This window comes from Gammaproteobacteria bacterium (assembly GCA_032250735.1).
In the GTDB taxonomy this organism is placed as follows: domain Bacteria; phylum Pseudomonadota; class Gammaproteobacteria; order SZUA-152; family SZUA-152; genus SZUA-152.
The window spans coordinates 1-5,906 of record JAVVEP010000057.1; the positions used below are offsets into that span (position 1 = coordinate 1).

Here is a 5,906-nt window from a genome sequence, read left to right on the forward strand (position 1 = left end):
CGCTTGGAGCGCTACCTGCCCCGAAAACTACCCATGAATTTTTCTGACGAGGCAACAAATATTAATAACTATTGGGAAGGAGAAAAAGCACTGTGGATAGAAGAAACTTTTTAAAGTTCGGCAGTGCAGGGATCGCAAGCGCATTACTGGGAAGTACGGGTCTGGTGAGTTGGACTCCTCGCGCACACGCCGCCACCATTACACAAACCTTTTATATAACCGAAGGTTTCATCACACAACCAGATGGAGTCGATGTTTATTTCCGTGGCTTTAGCCCGGATAACAATAGCCTGACTGTTCCCGGTGCACAGATGGTTGCACAGGAAGGTGATACCATGCGGATCACCATTGTTAATACCCTCGGCACCAGCCACAGTTTTAAAATCGATGGCGTCGTCGACAGTGGTCGCATCAGTGGTGGCGAAACGCGCACAATTGAGTTTCAGGTAAATGATGCAGGCACCTATCTTTACTACGATGCCCGCAATGCACCTTATAACCGCTTAAGCGGCTTGCACGGCGGTTTGGCGGTAATGCCGAGCGGCAGCAGCAATGAGCTTTATGCCGGCAGCCCGACTTTTGTCCAGCAATACTTCTGGTTGTTTCATGATATTGATCCGGTCTGGCATAACGCCATTCGTAACGGCAATACGCCCAACACGCAATACAGTCCACGTTACTTCACCTTGAATGGCCTGAGTGCTCGTCCGCCCGGAGCCCCGGGTGCGCATGACCCCAGTATTGATGCAATGGCCGATCCCCGTTCAGCACTGCATGGGCATGTGGGTGATCGTACCTTGTTACGCGTGCTGAACCCGGGCATGTGCCAACAGTCAGTCCATACCCATGCCAACCACATGGAGTGGCTCACCGATAATGGCCAGGTACGCGATGATGTCTGGTTAAAAGACTGCATTTACCTTGAAGGCAATATGGGTAAAATTGATGCCATCTTCCCCTTCGAGTCCCCGCCTGATGCATGGCCACCGGTAACAACCGGTGTTTATCCAATGCATCTGCATACTGAAATGTCGCAAACCGCAGGCGGTGGCCTGTACATGTTTGGCGCGTTAACTGACATTTTCTTTGAATAAGGGGAATCATTATGGGCAAAAGAAGATCAAGTAGTTCTGACACTACAACGACAGAAAGTACCACCAGCAGCATGGACGGCGGTGGCGGCGGTATGGGCGGCGGCGGCGGTGGTATGGGTGGTGGGGCCTGTTATATTTACCCCGACGCCCCCGCCACCCCTGGCCTGGTTACCGCTGATGTAACATATAATCTTGGTATCGACATGCAAATCCCGTTAACCATGGATGATGGTAATACAGTTAACATGTGGGGCTTCACTGATGATGGTGGCAACATGGGTGGCGGCGGCATGGGCGGCGGCACGTATCCCTCCCCCGCCATGCGGATGCGCCAGGGCGATATTGTTCATACCAATCTTAACGTCGGCATGATGTGGATGCATACAGTGCATCATCACGGTATCGAACCGGCTGATCATTCCGACGGTGTGGGCCATATCACCTGGGACGTGGCCAATGGCACATATACCTATCAATGGCGACCCATGCATGCTGGTACCTATTTCTATCATTGCCATACCAACACGGTATTACACGCGGAAATGGGTATGTACGGTGCATTGATCGTAGATCCACCGGAAGGCCCCGGCACTCTATTCGCAGGTGGTCCAACTTATGATGTGGAAGCCTTCTGGGTAGTTGATGAAATTGATTCATCGTGGCATACCTTGCCCTGGGATGCCGGCACCTGTGGTGGTGATGTGGGTCTGAACGAACTCAACCCTGATTACTTTGTGATCACCGGTGTGGATGGGAGTGGTAACAGTGCAATGAATGCACCACCAATTTCTGCAACAGTACAGCGTGGTCAGAAGCTCCTGGCACGTTATATCTGTGCCGGCTATCATCCACAGAAAATCCGCTTTGGCGGCTTAACCGGCAAAATATATGCCTCTGATGGCCGGCCTTTACCGAACCCTGTCAGTGTTACCGAAATTCGCGCAGCATCAGCTGAACGTTATGACATCATTTTTGAGCCAACCCAGACAGGCACCTATCTGATTGAGACTGATGTTATTCACTGGGTAACCGGTGAGGTTCTCGGTACAACACGCACCAGTGTAACGGTGGTTTAATCTGTAAGATCGCTATTATATGCAGTCAGCCGGGGGGAAGCTTATACTTCCCCCCTTTTTTTTCTTTCAAAAAATTGAGTATTCAGGTCTGGCCAGGTTTTAACTCTCTACTCTTCAATATCAAATAGACAGCAGGAATCACAAACAAGGAAAGTAATGGGGCTGTAATCATGCCACCCACCATGGGGGCAGCAATACGCTGCATGATTTCTGAGCCACTCCCCTGACCAAGCATGACAGGAATCAGGCCTGCAATAATAACAGCAACAGTCATAGCCTTGGGGCGCACACGCATCACCGCACCTTCCATGATGGCATCTACAAGGTCTTGTTGTGAATTAAGCTGGTTATTATTCTGACGATCCCTGATGGCATTATCCAGATAGACCAGCATGATTACACCAAATTCGGCCGCTACGCCGGCAAGCGCAAGAAACCCCACTGCCGTGGCAACCGACATGTGGTGACCAAGGATAAAAACCAGCCAGAAACCACCCACCAGGGCAAATGGGAGCGTCACCATAACCAGAATTGCTTCAGCAATGCGACGAAAGGTCAGATAAAGTAATAGAAAAATAATTAGTAAGATTAAAGGTATTACCTGGGCAAGTTTTTCGTTCGCACGTAGCAAATACTCATACTGACCTGCCCAGGAAATCGAATAGCCCGGTGGCAAATAAACCTTTTTATTGACGATGCTCCGCGCATTCTTTACATAACTCCCAAGATCAACATTGCGAATATCAACAAATGTCCAGCCGGTCAGCCGGGCATTTTCACTTTTCAGCATCGGTGGGCCATCTTCGATATCAATATCCGCGATCTCCCCCAATGGTATTTCGGCACCGGTTGGTGAGCTCAAAGGCAGCTCGCGCAACTTTTCCAGGTTGTCGCGCACCTCACGGGCAAAACGCAGGTTAACCGGGTAACGCTCCAAGCCCTCTACCGTAGTAGTTACATTGATGCCTCCTACTGCCGCACTGATCACATCGTTAATTTCAGAAACATTGATCCCCAGATATGCAATTTTTTCACGATCTGGCCTGACCACAATATAACGCCCGTCCATGACACGTTCAGAGTAAGCTGAAGCGGTTCCCCGGACATTAACCAGAACCTTTTCAATATCACGTCCGATACGATCAATGATCTTCAAATCCGGCCCGGAGACTTTTACGCCTACCGGCGTTTTTATGCCGGTAGATAACATATCGATACGCGTTTTAATGGGCATGAGCCAGGCATTGGTCAAACCGGGAAATTTGACGGTACGGTCCAGCTCGTCAATTAATTTTTCAAGCGTCATGCCTTCACGCCACTGTTCACGCGGTGCTAACTGGATAGTGCTTTCAATCATGGTGAGTGGCGCGGGATCCGTTGCCGTATCTGCGCGGCCGACCTTCCCGAATACTCGCTTCACTTCTGGCAAACTGGCAATCTGGCGATCAATCTGCTGCAACAACTGTTGTGCCTTACCAATAGATAACCCCGGTAAGGTAGTAGGCATATACATGAGATCACCCTCATAAAATGCCGGCATAAACTCACTGCCCAGTCCAGAATCAAACTGCGCGATCATCGGCAGTGATTTGAAAGTGCTTCGCCAGCCACTCGCGATGTTCATCTGCCAGGTATTGATCGTGTCCATATAGTCGGCTCGCAGACTATTCGCATTGATCGGCTGCATAAATAAACCGGCAAACTCAACCGGCCACTTCAGCGGTGACAACAAGCCACTGACGCCGCCGACTGGAAGAACTATCGTTATCATAATAACAACTGAAACAATCAGCATCTGCCGTGTATGTGACAGGACTTTCCGTAACAGGGGACGATAGAGTTTTATTAACCATTTATTGGCCGGGTTGGCCTGTTCCCCCGGAATGTGTCCTCGAATAAAGTAGCCCATCAATACCGGTACCAGTGTCACCGACAGTCCGGCAGCAGTCGCCATCGCATAGGTTTTGGTAAAGGCCAGAGGGGTAAACAGCCGACCTTCCTGGGCTTCCAGGGCAAACACCGGCAAGAAGCTCAAGGTTATGATTAACAGGGAGAAGAACAAAGCCGGACCGACTTCGCAGGCAGCGTCTGTAATCAATCGCCAACGCGTAGTCTGTGTAAAATTTATACCCGGATTTTTGTTATACCATCGTTCTATATGTTTATGTGCATTCTCAATCATTACAATGGCAGCATCGACCATTGCACCAATGGCGATAGCGATACCGCCCAAAGACATGATGTTTGCGTTGATGCCTTGCCAGTGCATGATAATAAAGGCCGTCAGAATGCCCAGCGGCAAGGTAATAATAGCCACAAAGGCCGAGCGTATATGGAACAAAAACAATAAACACACCAGGGTAACTACAATAAATTCCTGAACGAGTTTATTTCCAAGATTATTGACTGCGCGTGATATCAATTCTGAACGATCATAGGTCTCAATGATCTCAACACCCGCCGGCAGCCCATGCCGCAATTCGGCAAGCTTGCTTTTCACCGCCTCGATAGTGGTTAAGGCATTTTCCCCATAACGCATAACCACAATGCCGCCAGTAACCTCACCTTCACCATCAAGGTCGGACACTACGCGACGCATTTCCGGGCCGACTTGCACCGTAGCCAGATCCCGCAGCAATATCGGGATACTGTCCTTTGTCATGCCAACAGGTATATGCTCTATGTCTTCCATCGAGCTAAGATACCCTCGCGTATTGATCATATATTCCGCTTCGGCGAGTTCGATAACTGAACCGCCGACCTCGGCATTGTTCTGCTTTATGGCGGCTGCGATTTGTTTAAGTGACGTACCATATGCACGTAATGCTTCCGGATTAGCAATGATTTGATACTGCTTCACCATGCCCCCCACTGTCGCCACTTCAGCGACACCGGGTACCGTTTGCAATTCAAACTTCAGGAACCAGTCCTGCAGGCTCCTAAGCTGTGCCAGGTCATTTTCACCGGTCTTATCCACAAGCGCATAGGAATAAACCCAACCGACGCCTGTTGCATCAGGCCCAAGGCGTGGTTCTATACCGTTTGGTAAACTATTGGACGCCTGGTTGAGATACTCCAGTACGCGCGTACGCGCCCAATAAAGATCAGTCCCGTCTTTAAATACTACATAGACGTATGAATCCCCGAAAAAGGAATAACCACGTACAGCTTGTGCGCCGGGAACTGCAAGCATAGTTGTGGAAATAGGATAGGTAACCTGTTTTTCGACAACTCTCGGTGATTGACCGGGAAAAGAGGTGCGCACTACAATTTGCACATCAGAGAGATCCGGAAGCGCATCCAGTGGTATCTGTTTTAGTGACAACAATCCCCAGCCACTTACCATCAGCGTGACGATCAGCACAAAGACCCTGTTAGCAACAGACCAACGAATTAATTTGGCGAGCATAAAATAAATAATCGCTTATTTTGAATCCAGGCGACTAAAACTCGCCTGCAGGCTAGCTTCTGAATCAATCAGAAACTGTCCTGAAGTGACAATCTTCTCGCCATTTTCCAGACCAGACAGGATTTCCACCATACCTGTGCTATGCATGCCCGTAACAACATCAACGGGCTGATACTTGCCATCGCCTAAATCCAGAATAACGCTTTCCCGCTCACCCGTAACTATCAATGCTTCCCGTGGGATCTTTATTACTTCATTCTTCGGCCCCCCATATATTTTTGGCTCTTCGGAAAAATTAGTGGGTAAAAATATAGCGAATTTGGAGCA

4 protein-coding genes are annotated in these 5,906 nt (G+C 49.3%); 2 read left to right on the plus strand and 2 right to left on the minus strand.

The genetic code is table 11. From position 1 onward, the window contains the following. Nucleotides 1-92: 92 nt before the first annotated feature. Both RRB22_15730 and RRB22_15735 read left to right on the plus strand, forming a co-directional pair. Nucleotides 93-1,094, plus strand: coding sequence for a multicopper oxidase domain-containing protein (locus RRB22_15730; protein MDT8385849.1), 1,002 nt, complete (start codon nt 93-95; stop codon nt 1,092-1,094). Nucleotides 1,095-1,105: 11 nt separating this feature from the next. After that, on the plus strand, nt 1,106-2,170 hold the full coding sequence (locus RRB22_15735) for a multicopper oxidase domain-containing protein (protein ID MDT8385850.1): 1,065 nt from the start codon (nt 1,106-1,108) through the stop codon (nt 2,168-2,170). 82 nt (nt 2,171-2,252) lie between these two features. On the opposite strand, the gene RRB22_15740 is transcribed toward RRB22_15735, so the two are convergent. Beyond that, nucleotides 2,253-5,579 carry an efflux RND transporter permease subunit gene (locus tag RRB22_15740; protein MDT8385851.1) on the minus strand — a complete coding sequence of 1,109 codons (3,327 nt, stop codon included), beginning with the start codon at nt 5,577-5,579 and terminating at the stop codon, nt 2,253-2,255. A 15-nt stretch (nt 5,580-5,594) separates the two neighbouring features. Then, nucleotides 5,595-5,906 (minus strand): efflux RND transporter periplasmic adaptor subunit (locus tag RRB22_15745; protein MDT8385852.1); only part of this gene is annotated, 312 nt, incomplete at its 5' end.